21 protein-coding genes are annotated in these 22,950 nt (G+C 51.1%); 15 read left to right on the top strand and 6 right to left on the bottom strand.

All coding sequences use genetic code 11. From position 1 onward, the window contains the following. Window positions 1–7: 7 nt before the first annotated feature. From yhdE to tldD, 4 genes are all read left to right on the top strand, one after another. A complete protein-coding gene (gene yhdE, locus C0K55_RS04450; RefSeq protein WP_001517187.1) occupies window positions 8–601 on the top strand; it encodes a nucleoside triphosphate pyrophosphatase YhdE in 594 nt (197 codons plus the stop codon). Next, complete coding sequence (rng, locus tag C0K55_RS04445) at window positions 591–2,060, top strand: ribonuclease G (protein WP_000123205.1); 1,470 nt, start codon at window positions 591–593, stop codon at window positions 2,058–2,060. The genes yhdE and rng overlap by 11 nt, the downstream gene beginning before the upstream one ends. A 67-nt stretch (window positions 2,061–2,127) precedes the next feature. Continuing rightward, window positions 2,128–5,928 carry an AsmA2 domain-containing protein YhdP gene (gene yhdP / locus C0K55_RS04440; RefSeq protein WP_105266662.1) on the top strand — a complete coding sequence of 1,267 codons (3,801 nt, stop codon included), beginning with the start codon at window positions 2,128–2,130 and terminating at the stop codon, window positions 5,926–5,928. A gap of 155 nt (window positions 5,929–6,083) precedes the next feature. Further along, complete coding sequence (gene tldD, locus C0K55_RS04435; RefSeq protein ID WP_001517185.1) at window positions 6,084–7,529, top strand: metalloprotease TldD; 1,446 nt, start codon at window positions 6,084–6,086, stop codon at window positions 7,527–7,529. A gap of 81 nt (window positions 7,530–7,610) precedes the next feature. On the opposite strand, the gene aaeR is transcribed toward tldD, so the two are convergent. Further along, the gene (gene aaeR / locus C0K55_RS04430; RefSeq protein WP_000440306.1) at window positions 7,611–8,540 is read right to left on the bottom strand and encodes an HTH-type transcriptional activator AaeR; all 930 of its coding nucleotides are present in this window, start codon (window positions 8,538–8,540) and stop codon (window positions 7,611–7,613) included. A 182-nt stretch (window positions 8,541–8,722) separates the two neighbouring features. On the opposite strand from aaeR, the gene aaeX reads away from it, so the two are divergent. From aaeX to C0K55_RS04410, 4 genes are all read left to right on the top strand, one after another. Further along, window positions 8,723–8,926 carry a p-hydroxybenzoic acid efflux pump operon protein AaeX gene (aaeX, locus tag C0K55_RS04425; protein ID WP_000051841.1) on the top strand — a complete coding sequence of 68 codons (204 nt, stop codon included), beginning with the start codon at window positions 8,723–8,725 and terminating at the stop codon, window positions 8,924–8,926. A 7-nt stretch (window positions 8,927–8,933) separates the two neighbouring features. Beyond that, entirely contained in the window at window positions 8,934–9,866 is a 933-nt protein-coding gene (gene aaeA, locus C0K55_RS04420) for a p-hydroxybenzoic acid efflux pump subunit AaeA (protein ID WP_000854025.1), read from the top strand. Window positions 9,867–9,871: 5 nt separating this feature from the next. Beyond that, window positions 9,872–11,839, top strand: coding sequence for a p-hydroxybenzoic acid efflux pump subunit AaeB (aaeB, locus tag C0K55_RS04415; protein ID WP_000510989.1), 1,968 nt, complete (start codon window positions 9,872–9,874; stop codon window positions 11,837–11,839). A 264-nt stretch (window positions 11,840–12,103) separates the two neighbouring features. Beyond that, window positions 12,104–12,376 carry a barstar family protein gene (locus tag C0K55_RS04410; protein ID WP_001028998.1) on the top strand — a complete coding sequence of 91 codons (273 nt, stop codon included), beginning with the start codon at window positions 12,104–12,106 and terminating at the stop codon, window positions 12,374–12,376. Window positions 12,377–12,431: 55 nt separating this feature from the next. On the opposite strand, the gene yhcN is transcribed toward C0K55_RS04410, so the two are convergent. Together yhcN and argR are read right to left on the bottom strand one after the other, a co-directional pair. Next, window positions 12,432–12,695, bottom strand: a complete 264-nt coding sequence (gene yhcN / locus C0K55_RS04405) for a peroxide/acid stress response protein YhcN (RefSeq protein WP_000695690.1) — start codon at window positions 12,693–12,695, stop codon at window positions 12,432–12,434. Window positions 12,696–13,057: 362 nt separating this feature from the next. After that, window positions 13,058–13,528: a transcriptional regulator ArgR gene (gene argR / locus C0K55_RS04400; protein WP_001257843.1), complete on the bottom strand. Its 471-nt coding sequence runs from the start codon at window positions 13,526–13,528 to the stop codon at window positions 13,058–13,060. Between the two features lie 434 nt (window positions 13,529–13,962). Between argR and mdh the strand changes: the two genes are divergently transcribed. Then, window positions 13,963–14,901, top strand: a complete 939-nt coding sequence (gene mdh / locus C0K55_RS04395; RefSeq protein ID WP_010377442.1) for a malate dehydrogenase — start codon at window positions 13,963–13,965, stop codon at window positions 14,899–14,901. 62 nt (window positions 14,902–14,963) lie between these two features. Here mdh and degS read toward each other — a convergent pair whose 3' ends face one another. The 3 genes from degS to zapG all read right to left on the bottom strand — a co-directional run bounded on the left by degS (window position 14,964) and on the right by zapG (window position 18,041). Beyond that, complete coding sequence (gene degS, locus C0K55_RS04390) at window positions 14,964–16,031, bottom strand: outer membrane-stress sensor serine endopeptidase DegS (protein WP_000497718.1); 1,068 nt, start codon at window positions 16,029–16,031, stop codon at window positions 14,964–14,966. An 89-nt stretch (window positions 16,032–16,120) separates the two neighbouring features. Beyond that, a complete protein-coding gene (gene degQ / locus C0K55_RS04385) occupies window positions 16,121–17,488 on the bottom strand; it encodes a serine endoprotease DegQ (RefSeq protein WP_000745037.1) in 1,368 nt (455 codons plus the stop codon). Between the two features lie 154 nt (window positions 17,489–17,642). Next, window positions 17,643–18,041: a Z-ring associated protein ZapG gene (gene zapG, locus C0K55_RS04380; protein WP_010345273.1), complete on the bottom strand. Its 399-nt coding sequence runs from the start codon at window positions 18,039–18,041 to the stop codon at window positions 17,643–17,645. 193 nt (window positions 18,042–18,234) lie between these two features. Between zapG and zapE the strand changes: the two genes are divergently transcribed. The 6 genes from zapE to nanR all read left to right on the top strand — a co-directional run bounded on the left by zapE (window position 18,235) and on the right by nanR (window position 22,905). After that, entirely contained in the window at window positions 18,235–19,359 is a 1,125-nt protein-coding gene (gene zapE / locus C0K55_RS04375; protein ID WP_001517181.1) for a cell division protein ZapE, read from the top strand. Window positions 19,360–19,633: 274 nt separating this feature from the next. After that, window positions 19,634–20,062 carry a 50S ribosomal protein L13 gene (gene rplM / locus C0K55_RS04370; protein WP_001517180.1) on the top strand — a complete coding sequence of 143 codons (429 nt, stop codon included), beginning with the start codon at window positions 19,634–19,636 and terminating at the stop codon, window positions 20,060–20,062. A 15-nt stretch (window positions 20,063–20,077) separates the two neighbouring features. Beyond that, the gene (gene rpsI / locus C0K55_RS04365) at window positions 20,078–20,470 is read left to right on the top strand and encodes a 30S ribosomal protein S9 (protein ID WP_000829818.1); all 393 of its coding nucleotides are present in this window, start codon (window positions 20,078–20,080) and stop codon (window positions 20,468–20,470) included. Between the two features lie 394 nt (window positions 20,471–20,864). Next, entirely contained in the window at window positions 20,865–21,503 is a 639-nt protein-coding gene (sspA, locus tag C0K55_RS04350) for a stringent starvation protein SspA (protein WP_000257293.1), read from the top strand. Between the two features lie 5 nt (window positions 21,504–21,508). After that, window positions 21,509–22,006, top strand: coding sequence for a ClpXP protease specificity-enhancing factor (gene sspB, locus C0K55_RS04345; RefSeq protein ID WP_000366123.1), 498 nt, complete (start codon window positions 21,509–21,511; stop codon window positions 22,004–22,006). A gap of 116 nt (window positions 22,007–22,122) precedes the next feature. Beyond that, entirely contained in the window at window positions 22,123–22,905 is a 783-nt protein-coding gene (gene nanR, locus C0K55_RS04340) for a transcriptional regulator NanR (RefSeq protein WP_105266663.1), read from the top strand. Window positions 22,906–22,950 lie beyond the last annotated feature (45 nt).

The following is a 22,950-nucleotide window of genomic DNA, read 5'->3' as shown; positions in this document are numbered from 1 at the left end:
GGTTTCTATGACTTCTCTGTATTTAGCTTCCGGTTCTCCACGTCGTCAGGAGTTACTTGCGCAACTTGGCCTCACTTTCGAACGTATTGTTACGGGCATTGAGGAGCAGCGTCATCCGCAGGAGAGCGCGCAGCAGTATGTTGTGCGTCTGGCGCGCGAAAAAGCGCAAGCGGGCGTCGAGCAAGCAGCGCAGGATTTGCCGGTGCTGGGGGCGGATACTATCGTGATCCTGAACGGAGAAGTGTTAGAGAAACCGCGCGACGCAGAACATGCGGCGCAGATGTTACGCAAATTATCGGGACAGACCCATCAGGTAATGACAGCAGTGGCGCTGGCCGACAGCCAGCACATTCTCGATTGCCTGGTGGTTACCGATGTGACTTTCAGAATGTTAACAGGTGAAGACATCGCGGGCTATGTCGCCAGCGGTGAACCGTTAGATAAAGCAGGTGCATACGGTATTCAGGGGCTGGGTGGTTGTTTTGTCAGGAAGATAAATGGCAGCTATCACGCCGTAGTCGGCTTACCGCTGGTTGAAACGTATGAATTATTAAGTAATTTTAACGCACTGCGTGAGAAAAGGGATAAACATGACGGCTGAATTGTTGGTAAACGTAACGCCTTCGGAAACGCGAGTGGCGTATATTGATGGCGGCATTCTGCAGGAAATTCATATTGAACGTGAGGCGCGACGCGGAATCGTAGGCAATATCTACAAGGGTCGTGTAAGTCGTGTACTTCCGGGTATGCAGGCGGCTTTTGTAGATATTGGGCTGGAGAAAGCCGCGTTTCTACACGCTTCTGACATTATGCCGCACACCGAATGTGTGGCGGGCGAGGAACAAAAGCAGTTCACGGTACGCGACATTTCGGAACTGGTCCGCCAGGGGCAAGATCTGATGGTACAGGTGGTGAAAGACCCTCTGGGCACCAAAGGCGCGCGCCTGACTACGGATATCACGCTGCCGTCTCGCTATCTGGTGTTTATGCCTGGCGCATCCCACGTTGGGGTTTCCCAACGCATTGAAAGTGAATCCGAACGTGAACGCCTGAAAAAAGTGGTCGCAGAGTATTGTGACGAGCAGGGTGGGTTTATCATCCGTACCGCAGCGGAAGGTGTTGGCGAAGCAGAACTGGCTTCCGATGCCGCTTATTTGAAGCGCGTGTGGACTAAAGTGATGGAGCGTAAAAAGCGCCCACAGACTCGTTATCAACTGTATGGCGAACTGGCGCTGGCACAGCGTGTCCTGCGTGATTTTGCTGATGCCGAACTGGACCGTATTCGCGTTGACTCGCGTCTGACTTACGAAGCATTGCTGGAGTTTACCTCGGAATACATTCCTGAGATGACCAGCAAGCTGGAGCATTACACGGGCCGCCAGCCGATTTTCGATCTCTTTGATGTAGAAAATGAAATTCAGCGGGCGCTGGAGCGCAAAGTTGAGCTGAAGTCCGGTGGCTATCTGATTATCGATCAGACCGAAGCAATGACTACTGTGGATATTAATACCGGGGCGTTTGTCGGTCATCGCAATCTGGACGACACCATTTTCAATACCAATATTGAAGCGACGCAGGCTATTGCTCGCCAGTTACGGTTGCGTAACCTGGGCGGGATTATCATCATTGATTTCATTGACATGAATAATGAAGATCACCGTCGTCGCGTGCTTCATTCACTGGAACAGGCGTTGAGCAAAGACCGGGTAAAAACCAGCGTTAACGGTTTCTCGGCGCTGGGACTGGTGGAGATGACGCGTAAGCGAACCCGCGAAAGTATTGAGCACGTACTGTGTAATGAATGCCCAACCTGCCACGGTCGCGGAACGGTGAAAACGGTGGAAACCGTATGTTATGAAATCATGCGAGAAATCGTTCGTGTGCACCATGCTTACGACTCTGACCGTTTCCTGGTCTATGCTTCTCCGGCAGTAGCCGAAGCCTTGAAAGGCGAAGAGTCGCACTCACTGGCGGAAGTGGAAATTTTCGTTGGCAAACAGGTTAAAGTACAAATTGAACCGCTCTATAACCAGGAGCAGTTTGATGTCGTTATGATGTAAACAGATGCTGGGTCGCCATTCGGCAAAGGGTTTTTGAGTCACATTTTTAGCAGACAAGGAGTGACGGGTGAGGCGATTGCCGGGGATTTTACTGCTTACTGGAGCCGCGCTCGTTGTGATCGCTGCGCTGCTGGTCAGCGGCCTGCGTATTGCTTTACCGTACCTCGACGCCTGGCGTCCGGAAATCCTCAACAAAATAGAATCTGCTACCGGAATGCCGGTGGCTGCCAGTCAACTCTCTGCCAGTTGGCAGAATTTTGGCCCGACGATTGAAGCACGCGACATTCGTGCAGAGCTAAAAGATGGCGGTGAGTTTTCGGTTAAACGCGTCACCCTGGCGCTGGATGTCTGGCAGAGCCTGCTGCATATGCGCTGGCAGTTTCGCGATCTCACTTTCTGGCAACTGCGCTTTCGCACCAATACACCAATTTCCAGCGACAGCGGTAATGACAGCCTGGAAGCCAGCCACATCAGCGATCTTTTTCTACGCCAGTTCGATCACTTCGATCTCCGCGATAGCGAAGTCAGCTTTCTGACGCCATCAGGCCAGCGTGCTGAACTGGCGATCCCGCAACTTACCTGGCTTAACGATCCGCGTCGGCACCGTGCGGAAGGCCAGGTAAGTCTCTCCAGTCTTACCGGACAGCACGGCGTGATGCAGGTGCGGATGGATCTGCGTGATGACGAGGGGTTGTTAAGCAACGGTCGCGTATGGCTACAGGCTGATGATATCGACCTGAAACCGTGGCTGGGTAAATGGATGCAGGACAACATTGCGCTGGAAACGGCGCAGTTCTCGCTGGAAGGCTGGATGACGATCGACAAAGGCGATGTGACCGGTGGCGACGTCTGGCTGAAACAGGGCGGCGCAAGCTGGTTGGGTGAGAAGAAAACGCATTCGCTGTCGGTGGATAATCTGACCGCACATATTACGCGTGAAAATCCGGGCTGGCAGTTTTCTATTCCTGATACTCGTATCACTATGGACGGCAAACCCTGGCCAAGCGGGGCATTGACGCTGGCCTGGATACCGGAACAGGACGTTGGTGGGAAAAATAATAAACGCAGTGACGAACTACGTATTCGCGCCAGCAATCTGGAACTGGCTGGGCTGGAAGGCATACGCCCGTTGGCAGCGAAACTTTCACCTGCTTTGGGGGATATCTGGCGTTCCACGCAACCGAGCGGCAAGATCAACACGTTGGCGCTGGATATCCCGCTTCAGGCTGCAGAAAAGACCCGCTTTCAGGCATCGTGGAGCGATCTGGCCTGGAAGCAATGGAAATTACTACCGGGGGCGGAACATTTCTCCGGGACGCTTTCCGGTAGCGTAGAAAATGGTTTGCTTACCGCTTCCACGAAGCAGGCGAAAATGCCTTACGAAACGGTATTTCGTGCGCCGCTGGAAATTGTCGACGGCAAGGCGGCCTTAAGCTGGCTGAATAACGATAAGGGTTTTCAGCTCGATGGCCGCAATATTGATGTCAAAGCCAAAGCCGTCCATGCGCGTGGTGGTTTCCGTTACCTGCAACCGGCTAATGATGAACCCTGGCTGGGCATTCTGGCTGGCATCAGTACCGATGATGGTTCGCAAGCCTGGCGCTATTTCCCGGAAAACCTGATGGGTAAAGACCTGGTTGATTACTTAAGTGGGGCGATTCAGGGTGGTGAGGCGGAGAACGCGACGCTGGTTTATGGCGGCAATCCGCATCTTTTTCCATACAAACACAACGAAGGTCAGTTTGAGGTGTTGGTGCCGCTGCGTAATGCGAAGTTTGCTTTCCAGCCGGACTGGCCAGCATTAACTAATCTCGATATTGAACTGGACTTTATTAACGACGGTTTATGGATGAAAACCGATGGCGTTAATCTGGGTGGCGTGCGTGCCAGCAATCTCACCGCAGTGATCCCTGACTACTCGAAAGAAAAGTTGCTGATTGATGCTGACATAAAAGGTCCGGGCAAAGCTGTTGGCCCTTATTTTGATGAGACGCCGCTGAAGGATTCGCTGGGGGCGACCCTGCAAGAACTCCAGCTCGACGGCGATGTGAATGCTCGCTTACATCTCGATATCCCGCTGGACGGCGAGCTGGTTACAGCGAAAGGCGAAGTGACGCTGCGTAACAACAGTCTGTTTATCAAACCGCTTGATAGCACTCTGAAAAATTTGAGCGGCAAATTCAGCTTTATCAATGGCGATCTACAAAGCGAATCACTAACCGCAAACTGGTTTAACCAGCCACTGAACGTGGATTTTTCCACCAAAGAAGGGGCGAAAGCCTACCAGGTTGCGGTGAATCTCAACGGCAACTGGCAACCAGCGAAAACTGGCGTTCTGCCTGAAGCGCTGAATGAAGCGTTAAGCGGCAGTATGGCATGGGATGGTAAAGTGGGCATTGAGCTACCTTATCAAGCTGGCGCAACGTATAACGTTGAACTGAACGGCGATCTGAAGAATGTGAGCAGTCACTTACCTTCACCGTTAGCCAAACCTGCTGGCGAACCGTTGCCAATTAACGTTAAGGTCAACGGCAATCTCAACAGCTTTGAATTAACCGGACAGGCAGGCGCGGATAACCATTTCAATAGCCGCTGGTTGCTCGGTCAAAAGCTGACGCTCGATCGCGCCATCTGGGCGGCAGACAGCAAAACGCTCCCTCCGTTACCGGAGCAAAGTGGTGTTGAACTCAATATGCCGCCGATGAACGGTGCCGAGTGGCTGGCCTTGTTCCAGAAAGGCGCAACGGAAAAAGTTGGCAGCGCAGCGAGTTTCCCTCAGCACATTACGCTACGTACACCGATGTTGTCGCTGGGAAATCAGCAATGGAATAACCTGAGCATTGTTTCGCAACCGATGGCAAATGGTACGCAGGTCGAGGCGCAAGGGCGTGAAATCAACGCTACGCTGGCGATGCGTAATAACGCACCGTGGTTAGCGAATATCAAATATCTCTATTACAACCCGAGCGTGGCAAAAACTCGTGGTGATTCAACGCCGTCATCACCTTTCCCGACAACGGAGCGTATCAGCTTCCGTGGCTGGCCGGATGCGCAAATACGTTGCGCAGAATGTTGGTTATGGGGGCAAAAATTCGGCCGCATCGACAGTGATATCACCATTTCCGGCGATACGTTAACCCTGACCAACGGGCTGATTGATACCGGTTTCTCGCGGCTCACTGCTGATGGTGAATGGGTTAATAATCCCGGAAATCAACGGACATCGCTGAAAGGAAAACTGCGCGGACAGAAAATTGATGCTGCCGCAGAATTTTTTGGTGTTACGACGCCAATACGCCAGTCATCATTTAATGTGGATTACGATTTGCACTGGCGTAAATCGCCGTGGCAGCCAGACGAGGCGACATTGAACGGCATCATTCATACACAACTGGGCAAAGGTGAAATTACCGAAATTAGCACCGGACATGCCGGACAGTTGCTGCGCTTATTGAGTGTTGATGCCCTGATGCGTAAGCTGCGCTTTGATTTCAGGGATACCTTTGGCGAAGGGTTCTATTTTGACTCCATTCGCAGCACCGCGTGGATTAAAGACGGCGTTATGCACACTGACGACACGCTGGTGGATGGCCTGGAAGCGGATATCGCCATGAAAGGATCGGTAAATCTGGTGCGTCGCGATCTCAATATGGAAGCGGTTGTCGCGCCAGAGATTTCTGCGACAGTGGGCGTGGCTGCGGCCTTTGCGGTTAACCCGATTGTCGGCGCGGCAGTGTTTGCCGCCAGTAAAGTGCTGGGGCCGCTGTGGAGTAAGGTCTCCATTTTGCGCTATCGCATTTCTGGTCCGCTGGATGCTCCGCAAATCAACGAAGTGTTGCGTCAGCCGCGTAAAGAAAAAGCGCAATGATTTGACGAGGGCATGTAATTGCCCCAATCTCATAAGATAATCGTTGCCATAAAACCAACGAACCGGAACAAACCGCAGGCCGGATAAGGCGTTTACGCCGCACCCGGCAGCCGTAAAAAATCCTCTACCGCAGTAACTAACGAGTAGCAAAAACGATGAGTCTGAACCTGGTAAGTGAACAATTGCTAGCGGCGAACGGCCTGAAACATCAGGACTTGTTCGCGATCCTCGGTCAACTGGCCGAACGTCGCCTTGATTATGGCGATCTCTATTTTCAGTCGAGCTATCACGAGTCCTGGGTTTTAGAAGACCGCATTATCAAAGATGGTTCTTACAACATCGATCAGGGTGTTGGCGTGCGTGCAATCAGCGGTGAAAAAACCGGGTTTGCTTACGCAGACCAAATCAGCCTGCTGGCGCTGGAGCAGAGCGCGCAAGCGGCGCGCACCATCGTCCGTGATAGTGGCGATGGCAAAGTACAAACACTGGGCGCGGTAGAGCATAGCCCGCTGTATACCTCGCTTGATCCGCTGCAAAGCATGAGCCGCGAAGAGAAGCTGGATATCCTGCGCCGCGTCGATAAAGTTGCCCGCGAAGCGGACAAGCGCGTACAGGAAGTGACTGCCAGCCTGAGCGGCGTCTATGAATTAATTTTGGTCGCGGCGACTGACGGAACTCTGGCGGCGGATGTCCGCCCTCTGGTGCGTCTTTCCGTGAGCGTTCTGGTCGAAGAAGATGGTAAACGCGAACGTGGTGCCAGCGGCGGCGGCGGTCGTTTCGGTTATGAGTTCTTCCTTGCTGACCTCGATGGTGAAGTTCGCGCTGATGCATGGGCGAAAGAAGCAGTGCGTATGGCACTGGTCAATCTTTCCGCCGTTGCCGCGCCTGCGGGGACTATGCCGGTTGTTCTCGGCGCTGGCTGGCCGGGCGTGTTGTTGCATGAAGCGGTCGGTCACGGCCTGGAAGGCGACTTCAACCGCCGTGGTACATCGGTCTTTAGTGGCCAGCTCGGTGAGCTGGTGGCTTCTGAACTGTGTACCGTGGTTGATGACGGTACGATGGTTGATCGCCGTGGTTCGGTGGCGATTGATGACGAAGGCACACCAGGTCAATACAACGTGTTGATTGAGAACGGGATCCTGAAAGGTTACATGCAGGATAAACTCAATGCGCGTTTAATGGGTATGACGCCGACCGGCAATGGTCGCCGTGAATCTTACGCTCACCTGCCAATGCCGCGTATGACCAACACCTACATGCTGCCGGGTAAATCGACACCGCAGGAAATCATTGAATCCGTTGAGTATGGTATCTATGCGCCGAACTTTGGCGGCGGTCAGGTAGATATCACCTCTGGTAAATTTGTCTTCTCCACCTCAGAAGCGTATCTGATTGAAAACGGTAAAGTGACGAAGCCGGTGAAAGGCGCAACGTTGATTGGTTCTGGTATCGAAACCATGCAGCAGATTTCGATGGTGGGCAACGACCTGAAACTGGATAACGGCGTGGGTGTCTGCGGTAAAGAAGGGCAGAGCCTGCCGGTTGGCGTAGGTCAGCCGACGCTGAAAGTCGATAACCTGACTGTTGGTGGTACAGCGTAATCTGTCCAGGACGGTAAGCGTCGCATCAGGCATCGGTTGCCGGATGCGGCGTGAATGCCTTATTCGACCTGCGCTAAGGAATTACTTCTCTTTCCCACGCCCGTGCATCTCCTGAAAAAGTTTTCCTACCTCGACAAAATAATCCGTTAATGAGTTGATCACTACCTGCACCTTTAACGGCAACTTATCTTTTTCGGTATATAGCGCATAAACCGGGCGAGGATCTGACTGGTAACGCGGCAGCAGGATCTCCAGGTCCCCGCGATTGATCTCATTGATCACCCACATCAGCGGCACGTAGGCGATCCCCGCCCCAGCAGTTAGCCAGCGAACCAGCGTCATCGGATCGTTAGTGACAAATCGCCCTTGTGGGATGAGGCGCGTTGAGATCCCTTCCGGAGCGATCAGTTCAAATTCATTGTCCGGGCGCACACTGTATTCAAGCCATGAATGACTACTTAAATCGGCTGGTTTTTCCGGTACGCCATACTGTGTGAGATAGCTTTTGGCGGCGCACACCACCATTGGCATCGCGCCCAGGCGGCGGGAAAACAGGCTGGAATCTTGTAATGCGCCAACGCGGATCACCACGTCAAGGCCATCGGCAATCAGGTCAGGTGCAGGAATGCCCGTGACCAGATTTACGCTTAAGCCCGGGTACTCTTTCAGCATTTTTGCCGTCAGCCCCGCGAGAACATTTTGTGCCATAGTTGAAGAACAGCCAATACGTAGCGTGCCGATGGGCGTGTTATTGAAAGCATACAGTTGCTCATGAACATCCTGCACTTCATGGAGCATCCGGCGACAGCCTTGATAGTAAATTTTACCCGCTTCGGTCAGGCCAATGCTACGCGTGCTGCGGTTTAGTAGCTTAACCTGCAACTCATCTTCCAGTTTAGATACCGTCTGACTGATGGATGATACGCTCATCTGTAACTGCCTGGCGGCGGCGGTAAAAGAGCCAAATTCAACTACTTTGGCAAAAACCGACATGCGTTTTAGTCGTTCCATTATTCACTCTGACTTAAAAGTGATTTAGATCACATAATATAGATAACAGCATAACAGTTACGCTAATATATTAAATATTAATCTACAGCAATGTTGCTCTCGCCCGGCTTTCCATGCCCTTCTCTGCGGCGACAGATGCTGAAAATAATGACGCCTGCTCTCTCTATACAACCAAGGTCAACATGAGTCTGTTTCCCGTTATCGTGGTGTTTGGGCTGTCCTTCCCACCGATATTTTTCGAATTGCTTTTATCACTGGCGATTTTTTGGCTAGTGCGCCGGGTACTTGTGCCAACAGGTATCTACGACTTTGTCTGGCATCCGGCGTTGTTCAACACCGCGCTCTATTGCTGTTTGTTTTATTTGATATCGCGACTGTTCGTTTGAGGTTGAAGTGAAAACACTAATAAGAAAATTCTCCCGTACGGCCATTACGGTCGTATTAGTCATTCTGGCCTTCATCGCAATTTTTAATGCCTGGGTCTATTACACCGAATCTCCGTGGACGCGTGACGCGCGCTTTAGCGCCGACGTGGTGGCAATTGCGCCGGATGTCTCCGGTCTCATTACCCAAGTGAATGTTCATGATAACCAGTTGGTGAAAAAAGGGCAGGTACTGTTCACCATCGACCAGCCGCGCTATCAAAAGGCGCTCGAGGAAGCACAAGCCGACGTTGCTTATTATCAGGTGCTGGCACAGGAAAAGCGCCAGGAGGCCGGACGTCGTAACCGTCTCGGCATACAGGCGATGTCTCGCGAAGAGATCGACCAGGCCAACAACGTGCTGCAAACGGTCCTGCATCAGTTAGCGAAAGCGCAGGCGACCCGCGATCTGGCAAAACTGGATCTTGAACGCACGGTGATCCGCGCGCCAGCAGATGGCTGGGTGACCAACCTCAACGTCTATACCGGTGAATTTATTACGCGGGGATCAACGGCCGTTGCACTGGTGAAACAGAACTCCTTCTATGTGTTGGCCTATATGGAAGAAACCAAACTGGAAGGTGTACATCCAGGATATCGCGCAGAGATCACGCCGCTTGGTAGCAATAAAGTGCTGAAAGGTACGGTCGATAGCGTTGCTGCCGGAGTCACTAACGCCAGCAGCACGCGTGATGACAAAGGTATGGCGACAATCGACTCTAACCTGGAGTGGGTGCGTCTGGCGCAGCGTGTTCCGGTACGTATTCGTCTCGACAACCAGCAAGATAACATCTGGCCTGCCGGGACTACCGCCACTGTGGTGGTTACGGGTAAACAAGATCGCGACGAAAGTCAGGATTCGTTCTTCCGAAAAATGGCTCATCGCCTGCGCGAGTTTGGTTAATCACGATGGGTATTTTCTCCATTGCTAACCAACATATTCGCTTCGCGGTAAAACTGGCGACCGCCATTGTGCTGGCGCTGTTTGTTGGTTTTCATTTTCAGCTTGAAACGCCACGCTGGGCGGTACTGACAGCGGCGATTGTTGCCGCAGGTCCGGCCTTTGCAGCCGGTGGAGAACCGTACTCGGGCGCTATTCGCTATCGCGGCTTTTTGCGCATCATCGGCACATTTATAGGCTGTATTGCCGGGTTGGTGATCATTATTGCGATGATCCGCGCGCCATTGTTGATGATTCTGGTGTGCTGTATCTGGGCCGGTTTTTGTACCTGGATTTCTTCGCTGGTACGAGTAGAAAACTCCTATGCGTGGGGGCTGGCGGGTTACACCGCGCTGATCATTGTGATCACCATTCAGCCGGAACCGCTACTTACGCCGCAGTTTGCTGTTGAACGTTGCAGCGAAATCGTCATGGGTATTGTGTGCGCTATTGTGGCGGATCTGCTCTTTTCTCCGCGATCGATTAAGCAAGAGGTGGATCGTGAACTGGAAAGTTTGCTGGTGGCGCAATATCAGTTAATGCAACTGTGTATCAAACATGGCGATGGTGAAGTCGTCGATAAAGCCTGGGGTGACCTGGTTCGACGCACCACGGCGCTGCAAGGAATGCGCAGCAACCTGAATATGGAATCTTCCCGCTGGGCACGCGCCAATCGACGTTTAAAAGCGATCAATACGCTGTCGCTGACGCTGATCACTCAGTCTTGCGAAACCTGGCTGATTCAGAATTCGCGCCCGGAATTGATCACAGATACTTTCCGCGAATTTTTTGACACGCCGGTAGAAACTGCGCAGGACGTCCATAAGCAGCTAAAGCGCCTGCGGAGAGTTATTGCCTGGACCGGGGAGCGCGAAACGCCCATCACCATTTATAGCTGGGTCGCGGCGGCAACGCGCTATCAGTTGCTCAAGCGAGGCGTCATCAGCAACACCAAAATCAACGCGACCGAAGAAGAGATCCTGCAAGGCGAGCCGGAAGTAAAAGTAGAGTCAGCCGAGCGTCATCATGCGATGGTCAATTTCTGGCGCACAACACTTTCCTGCATTCTGGGGACGCTGTTCTGGCTGTGGACCGGATGGACCTCTGGCAGTGGTGCAATGGTAATGATCGCAGTAGTGACCTCGCTGGCAATGCGTTTGCCTAATCCACGCATGGTAGCGATCGACTTTATCTACGGGACGCTGGCGGCGCTGCCGTTAGGGCTGCTCTACTTTTTGGTGATTATCCCCAATACCCAACAGAGTATGTTGCTGCTTTGCCTTAGTCTGGCGGTGCTGGGATTCTTCCTCGGTATCGAAGTGCAGAAACGGCGGCTGGGATCGATGGGGGCGTTAGCCAGTACCATTAACATTATTGTGCTGGATAACCCGATGACCTTTCAGTTCAGCCAGTTTCTCGACAGCGCGTTGGGGCAAATTGTCGGCTGTGTGCTGGCGTTTATTGTCATTCTTTTAGTGCGGGATAAATCGCGTGATCGAACCGGACGCGTACTGCTTAATCAGTTTGTTTCTGCTGCTGTTTCCGCAATGACCACCAATGTTGCGCGTCGTAAAGAGAACCATCTGCCGGCGCTTTATCAGCAGTTGTTTTTGCTGATGAATAAATTTCCCGGCGATTTACCGAAATTTCGCCTGGCGTTGACGATGATTATCGCACACCAGCGCCTGCGCGATGCGCCGATCCCGGTTAACGATGATTTATCGGCATTCCACCGACAAATGCGACGTACCGCGGACCACGTTATTTCTGCCCGTAGCGATGACAAACGCCGTCGTTACTTCGGGCAGTTGCTGGAAGAACTGGAGATTTACCAGGAAAAGTTACGCATCTGGCAAGCACCGCCGCAGGTTACAGAACCGGTGTATCGGCTTACCAGTATGCTCCATAAGTATCAACATGCGCTGACCGATAGTTAAGTCAAAACCGACGGCAAAAGGTGTCAGTTGATATTGCTGATATACTCCAAATTGCCTGATGCACTACGCTTATCAGGCCTACAAAATTGCATTATATTGAATTTGCACACCCTGGTAGGCCGGATAAAGCGTTCACGCCGCATCCGACATCAACAACGCGCACTTTGTCAATCATCTGAGCCGACGCCAAAAGCGTCGGTTTTTTCATGGCTATACTTAGCGATGATCGGCAGAACTCGCCGCGAAACGTGATGGTGGCAACAGATGAATATCTATAGCTTTGATTTTGATGAGATTGAGAGTCAGGAGGACTTTTATCGCGACTTTCGCCAAACCTTTGGTCTGGCGAAAGATAAGGTACGCGATCTCGACTCTCTGTGGGATGTGTTAATGAACGATGTCCTGCCACTACCGCTGGAGATTGAGTTTGTTCATCTGGGAGAGAAAACGCGTCGCCGTTTTGGCGCGTTAATACTGTTGTTTGATGAGGCAGAAGAAGAGCTGGAAGGACATTTGCGTTTTAATGTTCGCCATTAGCGCAAAAAAAAGCCTCCGAACCGGAGGCAATCTCGTCGGACAAGACGATGAGGGTTTATTTGTACAGTTCAGCCGTGGCGTGCCAGGTATCACCGCTACGAGCTTCAGTAATCTGGTAGGCCGTTGCGCCCTTCTCTTCCGCTTTTTTGTTCAGCATTTCACGCATATCCATCGGTGAAGAGGCAACGCCACTTACGGATACAGTACCGATAGCTTCACGATTTTGTGCTTGTGCAGCATCAATGGAATCGGCAGCGAATGCACCGAAAGAGAGAACAGAAAGTACGCTTAATGCAGCAACAGTGGTTTTGATTTTCATGATTTTTACCTCGACATAATCTTTTAGTTGGGTCTTTGTTTCGTGACCCATATCACAAAATCAAGTATACACTAATTATTGAGCTAATTAATACCACGCTAACTGTTTCTATTGAATGTAATTTGTTAAAAATTTTAACATTTATAACAAATTGGAATTAAAAATAGGGTGATTTATAGTAAATGGCATTAATTTCAATAAGATATGTTTTTTTGCATAATATGCGGTTTTTACTTTATGTATTCGATGTGTGAATTTTTTGTCTCAAGAAACGCACTATTCGTTAAATAAATGGCAGGGAAAACAAGGGGGACAGGGGACTGCAACATTTTCCCCGCCGCCAGAAGCGACGGGGCAAGAGATTAAAGCTCCTGATCGAACAGCTCTAAGATCGCTTCATACAGGTCTTTGACGGTGAAACCTTTGGCAGGGGTGGTAAAGATGGTGTCATCACCAGCAATGGTGCCAAGAATACCTTCTGCTTTGCCCAAAGAGTCCAGCAGACGCGCAATTAACTGTGCCGCGCCGGGGCTGGTATGAATCACCACAACAGCGTCGTTGTAGTCGATATCCAGCACCAGATTTTTCAGCGGGCTGGACGTGGTTGGTACGCCCAGTTCAGCAGGTAGGCAGTAAACCATTTCCATTTTGGCATTGCGGGTACGTACAGCACCAAACTTGGTCAACATCCGCGAGACTTTAGACTGATTAATATTGTCAAAGCCTTGCTCCTGCAATGCGGCGACGATTTCGCCCTGGGAGCTAAATTTCTCTTCTTTAAGTAACGCTTTAAACGCTTTAACTAATTCTTCTTGCTTAGCCGAGCTTCGCATAAGTCACCCGATATGGTGGTTGATACAACATTATTGTGCATACAGATGAATTTTTATGCAAACAGTCTGCCCTGGAGAAGGCTGAAATAATGTTATGAAAGAGCGGGATTTTATCAAATTTCGTTATTGAGAAACATGCCTGTGTCACGGCGCGTAAATTTCGCTTAAAAGTAAATTAATTGTTATCAAATTGATATTGTTTTGGCTGAACGGTAGGGTATATTGTCACCACCTGTTGGAATGTAGCTCTGATGCATAAGCGGCTGTTAATTACGTAAGTTAGCTCCCTGATTACGTCAATTAAATGCATAAACGCCAAATTTGCGTGACTACACATTCTTGAGAAGTGGTCATTGTAAACTGTGAATTTGTGGATTAAGGTCGCGGCAGCGGAGCAACATATCTTAGTTTATCAATATAATAAGGAGTTTAGGATGAAAGTCGCAGTCCTCGGCGCTGCTGGTGGTATCGGCCAGGCGCTTGCATTACTGTTAAAAACCCAACTGCCTTCAGGTTCAGAACTCTCCCTGTATGATATCGCTCCAGTCACTCCCGGTGTGGCCGTCGATCTGAGCCATATCCCTACTGCTGTGAAAATCAAAGGTTTTTCTGGTGAAGATGCGACTCCGGCGCTGGAAGGTGCGGATGTTGTTCTTATTTCCGCTGGCGTAGCGCGTAAACCGGGTATGGATCGTTCCGACCTGTTTAACGTTAACGCTGGGATCGTGAAAAACCTGGTACAGCAAGTCGCGAAAACCTGCCCGAAAGCGTGCATTGGTATTATCACTAACCCGGTTAATACCACTGTGGCTATCGCTGCAGAAGTGCTGAAAAAAGCCGGTGTTTATGACAAAAACAAGCTGTTTGGCGTCACTACGCTGGATATCATTCGTTCCAACACCTTTGTTGCGGAACTGAAAGGCAAACAACCGGGTGATGTAGAAGTGCCGGTTATTGGCGGTCACTCTGGCGTTACCATTCTGCCGTTGCTGTCGCAGGTTCCTGGCGTCAGCTTTACCGAGCAAGAAGTGGTTGATCTGACCAAACGTATCCAGAACGCGGGTACTGAAGTGGTTGAAGCGAAAGCCGGTGGCGGGTCTGCAACTCTGTCTATGGGCCAGGCGGCTGCACGTTTTGGTCTGTCTCTGGTTCGTGCGCTGCAGGGCGAAAAAGGCGTAGTAGAGTGTGCCTATGTTGAAGGTGACGGTCAGTACGCACGTTTCTTCTCTCAACCGCTGCTGCTGGGTAAAAACGGCGTGGAAGAGCGTAAATCTATCGGCACTCTGAGTGCATTTGAACAGAACGCGCTGGAAGGTATGCTCGATACGCTGAAGAAAGATATCGCTCTGGGCGAAGAGTTCGTTAATAAATAATTGATTAGTAGATAATAAAAAACCGGAGCAACGTCTCCGGTTTTTTGTGCTTAACTCCGGCCTTAATTGGTCGCCGGATATTCCTGAATCGTAACCTGCAACGTTAACTGCTTATCGTCACGCATCACTACAACCGGGATCACCGAACCAGGGCGAATTTCTGCTACCTGATCCATCGTCTCCAGAGCAGAGATGGCCGGTTTGTTATCCACAGAGATAATCAGATCGTTGACCTGGATACCCGCGTTAGCTGCCGGGCCATCAGGTGACACTTCATTAACCACGATCCCTTGCAGTTGATCGATGCCGCCACCCTGGGCGTGCAGAGGAGCAATCTCGCGTCCACCGATACCAATGTAGCCACGGATCACGCGACCATCGCGGATCAACTTATCCATAATTTTGGTCGCTAACTGGAAGGGAATTGCAAAGCCGATACCTTCCGGCGTTTCGCCATCGTTACTCTTATCAAACGACAGCGTGTTGATGCCCATCAATTCGCCCAGCGAGTTAACCAGCGCGCCGCCGGAGTTACCGTGGTTAATGGAGGCATCGGTTTGCAGGAAGTTTTGCCGTCCGGTTGGGTTCAGGCCGATTCGACCCGTGGCGCTGATAATCCCCTGAGTAATGGTTTGTCCGAGGTTGTACGGGTTACCGATCGCCAGCACCACATCGCCAATGTGCGGTACGCGACGAGCATTAATTGGGATAGTGGGTAAACCGCCAGTGGCATTAATTTTAAGCACTGCCAGATCGGTCAGAGAGTCAGATCCCACCAGTAACGCTTCAAAAACACGACCATCCTGTAAGGCGACGATGATCTGATCGGCGTCGTTGATCACGTGTTTGTTGGTGATGATATAACCGCGTTGATCCATGATCACACCAGATCCCAGCGTGCGGATCTCAAGCTGATTGTGTGAGGTCGTATTTAAACCACGGTTATAGACGTTGACTACTGCTGGCGCAGCGCGGCGAACCGCCAGATTATAGCTGGCAGGCGTCTCATCGGTACTGTCGAATTGCGGCGTGGAAAGCGGGTTAATGCTGCGCAGCGAAGGCATGGCAACCAGCAGAATAGCGCCGACAATTAATCCAATCGCAACGGAACGTAAGAGCTTCACAAACATGATGGAGGCGTCGTTAATAAAGGGAACGGCAGCAGCATACCACGAGTTAACCGGACATCACACGTCAGCCTGATGCCCGGTTTGCGACATTAACGCATTAGTAAGTAGATGCTTTCATTGCCGCGTACAATCTGCAGGGCGATGATGGCCGGTTTGGTTGCCAGCACTTTGCGCATTTCAGCAATTGAGTTCACCCGATCGCGGTTTACGCCAATGATCACATCGTCTTTTTGCAAACCAGCCTGGGCGGCAGGGCTACCCTTAACTACTTCATCGATCTTAATGCCTTTGCTGCCATCTTTTAGCTGACCATCGCTCAACGTTGCGCCTTCCAGCGCTGGTGTGATCATCTCAGCACTGGCGGATGATGAGGTGCTGGTATCGAGGGTCACTTCCACTTCCAGCGGCTTGCCGTTACGCAGCAGACCGAGCTTCACTTTCGTGCCCGGCTCGGTGGTCGCGATGCGCGAACGCAACTCGGCAAAGCTATTAAGTGGTTTGCCATTGAGGCTGGTAATAATATCACCCGCTTTCACGCCCGCTTTTGCTGAGCCAGAACCTGGTAGCACTTCGCTGACAAATGCTCCGCGTTGTACGTCAAGGTTGAAGGCTTTAGCGATATCGGCACTCATCTCTGTACCTTTGATACCTAACAGGCCGCGTTTGATTTCACCGAAGTCGATAAGTTGCTGTGCCAGGGTGCGGGCCATATTACTCGGAATGGCAAAACCAATCCCGACGCTACCACCGCCAGGAGCAAGGATTGCTGTGTTGATACCAATTAATTCACCGTTAAGGTTTAACAGCGCACCGCCGGAGTTACCACGGTTAATGGAGGCATCGGTCTGGATAAAGTTTTCCAGACCTTCAAGATTCAACCCGCTGCGACCTAATGCGGAAACAATCCCGGAGGTAGCGGTTTGCCCGAGTCCAAACGGGTTACCGACCGCGACGGCAAAATCACCGACGCGCAGTTTATCGGAGTCGGCAATGGCGATCTGCGTTAACTTGCCAGGATTCTGGATTTGCAGCAGGGCAATGTCGCTCTGGTCATCGCCGCCAATCAGTTTCGCATCAAACTCACGCCCGTCATTGAGCTGAATACTGATTTTCTGCGCCTGATTAATGACATGGTTGTTGGTCAGCACATAACCTTTACTGGCATTGATAATGACGCCGGAGCCTAAACCTTCGAAGGGTTGCGCTGGTTGATCCGGTAAATCATCACCAAAAAACTTTTTGAATTCTTCCGGAATTTTCTGCTCCTGGCTGGCGGTTCCTTCGACTCGAACGCTTACTACCGCGGGAAGCACTTTTTCCAGCATCGGGGCCAGACTGGGCAGTGGCGCTTGACCGGCAACCTGAGCGGGAATCGATGCGATGGCCTGAAACGGCGCCGAGAGAGTTAACCCGACACTTAACGCTAATGCACTCAACAGCTGGGTTTGTTTTTTCATTTATTCCTGCTCTCGTACCTGAATGATAAGAAAAAGAGATTCAAAACAGTTTGATGTTATTGAATTTTCAGATGGCTAACAATGAGACATCAAATTAAATGATAGTCGGAGGCGGGAGAAGAGGAGGGCGCAATGGCTGCGCCCGAAAAATAAATTAGTCGCGCTTCGCGCCAGTACGCAGCAGACCGGATGCGCCTTCAGAATAGTCACGCGGCATCTGCACTGGAGCCTGATCGTTGCTGGCTTCAGACTCGGCCAGACGATTGCGGAACGGGTTGGCTTCTGCGGACAGTTCCGGTAGCAGGCTGCTGGAGCTTTTCGCCATGTGTTGATATAGCTGGCGATAGTCGTGCGCCATGGTATCCAGCAATTCCGCACTGCGGGCAAAGTGGTTAACCAGCTCTTCGCGATACTCGTCCAGTTCAGCTTTATTTTTTTCCAGTTCGTACTGTAACGCCTGTTGCTGGCGTAACTTGCGATTACCAAAACGCATGGCCACAGCACCAATAATGATGCCGACGACTAACCCAATTAGCGCATATTCCCAGGTCATGAACATCTCCCGTTGTCTTTTGTTTCCGTAGGGTGTTGGCTTCAGGCTCCATGCCTGCGGCTGATTATGCCACTATAACCGTTAATTCCACAGAAGTGGAATCCCGACTGCATATCGCGTAGTGTAGAACGGCCTTTTTTTCGTCAACCGTGAACAACGGTACACCGATTATTCAAGGAATAACAATAACATCATGCAAAGCGTTACCCCGACATCGCAATACCTGAAGGCGCTCAATGAAGGCAGCCATCAACCCGACGACGTACAAAAAGAGGCTGTCAGTCGCCTGGAAATTATTTATCAGGAACTCATCAGTAGCACGCCGCCAGCCGCCAGGGTGAGCGGGATAATGGCGCGGGTCGGTAAGCTGTGGGGTAAACGTGAAGATACAAGCAACGCGCCGGTGCGTGGCTTATATATGTGGGGCGGTGTAGGGCGTGGAAAAACCTGGTTGATGGATCTGTTCTATCAAAGTTTGCCGGGAGAGCGAAAACAGCGCCTGCACTTTCACCGTTTTATGCTGCGTGTGCATGAAGAATTAACCACATTGCAGGGGCAGAGCGATCCGCTGGAAATTATTGCTGATCGTTTCAAAGCTGAAACCGATGTGCTCTGTTTTGACGAATTTTTTGTCTCGGATATTACCGATGCTATGCTGCTGGGCGGCCTGATGAAAGCGTTGTTTGCTCGCGGTATAACGCTGGTGGCGACGTCAAATATTCCGCCGGATGAACTTTATCGAAATGGTTTACAACGTGCGCGTTTTCTTCCGGCTATCGACGCCATTAAACAGCATTGTGATGTGATGAACGTCGATGCTGGCGTTGATTATCGGCTGCGCACGCTCACTCAGGCGCATCTGTGGCTGTCGCCGCTCAATGATGAAACGCGTGAACAGATGGATAAGCTGTGGCTGGCACTGGCAGGTGCAAAACGAGAACAATCCCCCACACTGGAAATCAATCATCGACCGCTGGCGACAATGGGCGTAGAAAACCAGACACTGGCAGTGTCATTTACCACGCTGTGCGTCGATGCCCGTAGCCAGCATGACTATATTGCGCTCTCACGTCTGTTTCACACGGTGATGTTGTTTGATGTGCCTGTCATGACGCGGTTGATGGAGAGCGAAGCGCGGCGTTTTATTGCGCTGGTGGATGAGTTTTACGAGCGCCACGTCAAGCTGGTGGTGAGCGCGGAAGTCCCTTTGTACGAAATTTATCAGGGCGAGCGACTAAAGTTTGAGTTTCAGCGCTGTCTGTCACGTTTGCAGGAAATGCAAAGCGAAGAGTATTTGACGCGTGAGCATTTGGCGTAATTTATGCCATACGTCTTATCCTGACAGCGTACAAACAACCGCGTCATTGCTGATAAAACCTGCCACAAATCACAAAAAGGGGTCGATCTTTGACCCCGACTTCTCTATAATCCTGCGACCCCACGTTACAAGAAAGTTTTTTTCCCAAAACTTTTTGTGTGCTGGCATAGGCTATTCGAAGGGGTAGGTTTGCCGGACTTTGTCGTGTGAACCTCAACAATTGAAGACGTTTGGGTGTTCACCAACGTGTAACTATTTATTGGGTAAGCTTTTAATGAAAACTTTTACAGCTAAACCAGAAACCGTAAAACGCGACTGGTATGTTGTTGACGCGACCGGTAAAACTCTGGGCCGTCTGGCTTCCGAACTGGCTCTGCGCCTGCGCGGTAAGCATAAAGCGGAATACACTCCGCACGTAGATACTGGTGATTACATCATCGTTCTGAACGCTGACAAAGTTGCTGTAACCGGCAACAAGCGTACTGACAAAGTGTACTATCACCACACCGGTCACATCGGTGGTATCAAACAAGCGACCTTTGAAGAGATGATTGCTCGCCGTCCTGAGCGTGTGATTGAAATCGCGGTTAAAGGCATGTTGCCAAAAGGCCCGCTGGGTCGTGCTATGTTCCGTAAACTGAAAGTTTACGCGGGTAACGAGCACAACCACGCGGCACAGCAACCGCAAGTTCTTGACATCTAATCGGGATTATAGGCAATGGCTGAAAATCAATACTACGGCACTGGTCGCCGCAAAAGTTCCGCAGCTCGCGTTTTCATCAAACCGGGCAACGGCAAAATCGTTATCAACCAACGTTCTCTGGAACAGTACTTCGGTCGTGAAACTGCCCGCATGGTAGTTCGTCAGCCGCTGGAACTGGTCGACATGGTTGAGAAACTGGATCTGTACATCACCGTTAAAGGTGGTGGTATCTCTGGTCAGGCTGGTGCGATCCGTCACGGTATCACCCGCGCTCTGATGGAGTACGACGAGTCCCTGCGTTCTGAACTGCGTAAAGCTGGCTTCGTTACTCGTGACGCTCGTCAGGTTGAACGTAAGAAAGTCGGTCTGCGTAAAGCACGTCGTCGTCCGCAGTTCTCCAAACGTTAATTGCTTTCTGCTTCGGCAGAATACAATTTGCGAAAAAACCCGCTCCGGCGGGTTTTTTTATGGCTTAAGTCTGAATCTGTGTAAAAACAGAAAACGTGCTTTTTACTGCCACCCAACAGGTGGTAAAGGCAAAAACAACATCGCTGATAAGGGATTAAGTCAACCATTTCAGACTAAGGAACATCTCTTTTTCCCCATTTCCGGCATCGACTTACCACAAAGGTCGCAAAATCTGGTAAACTATCATCCAATTTTCTGCCCAAATGTCGAGTATTGCTCATTTTTTGTTTGATTTTCGAACAGTGAAGGCAATTCCTCATTGGGTAACATAACTTCTGACCGGCCACCTGGTGGCTGGTAGCAGTAAAAATTCTGACTATACCTGGAGGTTTTCATGGCTGTCGCTGCCAACAAACGTTCGGTAATGACGCTGTTTTCCGGTCCTACTGACATCTATAGCCATCAGGTCCGCATTGTGCTGGCTGAGAAAGGTGTAAGTTTCGAGATCGAACACGTGGAAAAGGACAATCCGCCTCAGGATCTGATTGACCTCAACCCGAATCAGAGCGTTCCGACCCTGGTGGATCGTGAGCTGACCCTGTGGGAATCTCGCATCATTATGGAATACCTGGATGAGCGTTTCCCGCATCCGCCACTGATGCCTGTTTACCCGGTAGCTCGCGGTGAAAGCCGTCTGTACATGCACCGCATCGAAAAAGACTGGTACACGCTGATGAACACCATCATCAACGGTTCAGCCTCTGAAGCGGATGCCGCACGTAAGCAACTGCGCGAAGAACTGCTGGCCATCGCGCCGGTCTTCGGTCAGAAACCGTACTTCCTGAGCGATGAGTTCAGCCTGGTCGATTGCTACCTTGCTCCGCTGCTGTGGCGTCTGCCGCAACTGGGCATCGAGTTCAGCGGCCCGGGTGCGAAAGAGCTGAAAGGCTATATGACTCGTGTCTTTGAGCGTGACTCTTTCCTTGCTTCTTTAACTGAAGCAGAACGTGAAATGCGTCTGGGCCGGAGTTAATCTGTATGGATTTGTCACAGCTAACACCACGTCGTCCCTATCTGCTGCGTGCATTCTATGAGTGGTTGCTGGATAACCAGCTCACGCCGCACCTGGTGGTGGATGTGACGCTCCCTGGCGTGCAGGTTCCTATGGAATATGCGCGTGACGGGCAAATCGTACTCAATATTGCGCCGCGTGCAGTTGGTAATCTGGAACTGGCGAATGATGAAGTGCGCTTTAACGCGCGCTTTGGTGGCATTCCGCGCCAGGTTTCAGTACCGCTGGCTGCCGTGCTGGCTATCTACGCCCGCGAAAATGGCGCAGGAACGATGTTCGAGCCTGAAGCTGCCTACGACGAAGATGCCAGCATTATGAATGATGATGAAGCATCGGCAGATAATGAAACCGTTATGTCGGTTATTGACGGCGATAAGCCAGATCACGATGATGACCATCATCCTGACGATGAACCTCCGCAGCCCCCCCGCGGTGGTCGCCCGGCATTGCGGGTTGTGAAATAAATGATAAACAGGCCCATGTGGCCTGTTTTGCTATCTACCTTCTTTTCGCCTGATTTTAATACTGTGTTACGATAACTTCGCTATTATCCGTCAACATATTTTCCCAGAAGAGCCCTATGAACGCATTTGATCCGCAAGCAGAAGATTCTCCGGCTACTATCGGTCGTAACTTGCGTCGTCGTCCGCTGGCGCGTAAAAAACTCTCCGAAATGGTGGAAGAAGAGCTGGAGCAGATGATCCGCCGTCGCGAATTTGGCGAAGGTGAGCAACTGCCGTCTGAACGCGAACTTATGGCGTTCTTTAACGTTGGGCGTCCTTCGGTGCGTGAAGCGCTGGCGGCGTTAAAGCGCAAAGGTTTGGTACAAATTAATAACGGCGAACGCGCTCGCGTCTCGCGTCCTTCCGCGGATACCATCATTGGTGAGCTATCCGGTATGGCGAAAGATTTCCTTTCCCATCCTGGTGGGATAGCCCATTTCGAACAACTACGTCTATTCTTTGAGTCCAGCCTGGTGCGTTATGCGGCTGAACATGCCACCGATGAACAAATCGATTTGTTGGCAAAAGCACTGGAAATCAACAGGCAATCTCTGGATAACAACGCTGCGTTCATTCGTTCAGACGTTGATTTCCACCGCGTACTGGCGGAGATCCCTGGCAACCCGATCTTTATGGCGATCCACGTTGCTCTGCTTGACTGGCTGATCGCAGCTCGTCCGACAGTAGCTGACCAGGCGCTACACGAACATAACAACGTTAGTTATCAGCAACATATTGCGATCGTTGACGCGATCCGGCGTCACGATCCCGACGAAGCCGATCGCGCATTGCAATCGCATCTCAACAGCGTCTCTGCCACCTGGCACGCCTTCGGGCAGACCGCAAACAAAAAGAAATAATGCCACTTTAGTGAAGCAGATCGCATTATAAGCGTTCTGTATGAT

This window comes from Escherichia sp. MOD1-EC6098, from assembly GCF_002965865.1.
In the GTDB taxonomy this organism is placed as follows: Bacteria; Pseudomonadota; Gammaproteobacteria; order Enterobacterales; family Enterobacteriaceae; genus Escherichia; species Escherichia marmotae.
This window is presented reverse-complemented; position numbering and strand designations above follow the sequence as displayed.